The following is a 547-nucleotide window of genomic DNA, read 5'->3' on the forward strand; positions in this document are numbered from 1 at the left end:
CAAAAACAAAAATACCTCTTACTCGAATTTGGGAACTTTGAGCAAGAGGCAAATGAAAAACAAGAAAATGCATTATCTGATTATTATTCTTTCAAGGACTAGTATAACATAAAATCGTCTACAAATAGACAAAAAACCTGCACGCTTAATGTAGATCAAAAGCTTAACGCAAATGAAATAGATTGACCTCCCAATAACACCACGTAGTTATTGGGAGGTCAATCTATGAAATGCGATTAAGCTTTTTCTAATTCACATAAGCGTGCAGGTTTAAAGTACATAAAAAATATAATGAAAAAAAGCATCATTATACTAACGTTATACCAACATTATACTCTCATTATACTAATTGCTTATTCCAATTTCCTATTGGTTGGAACCAACAGGCGTTAGTGTGTTGTTGAGTTGGTACTTTCATGGGATTAATCCCATGAAACCCCCAACCAACTCGCCAAAGCTTTGGCTAACACACACGCCATTCCAACCAATAGTTTTCTCGGCATAAAGCCATGCTCTGACGCTTAAATGCACTAATGCCTAAAAAAAA

Annotated in this window: 1 protein-coding gene; it reads left to right on the forward strand. The window is 34.9% G+C overall.

Annotated elements, in window-relative coordinates:
* On the forward strand, positions 1-102 hold a 102-nt coding region (locus HMPREF2930_RS00265), incomplete at its 5' end, for a replication/maintenance protein RepL (RefSeq protein ID WP_083313647.1).
* Positions 103-547 lie beyond the last annotated feature (445 nt).

It is taken from the genome of Staphylococcus sp. HMSC068C09 (assembly GCF_001813735.1).
Taxonomy (GTDB): domain Bacteria; phylum Bacillota; class Bacilli; order Staphylococcales; family Staphylococcaceae; genus Staphylococcus; species Staphylococcus hominis.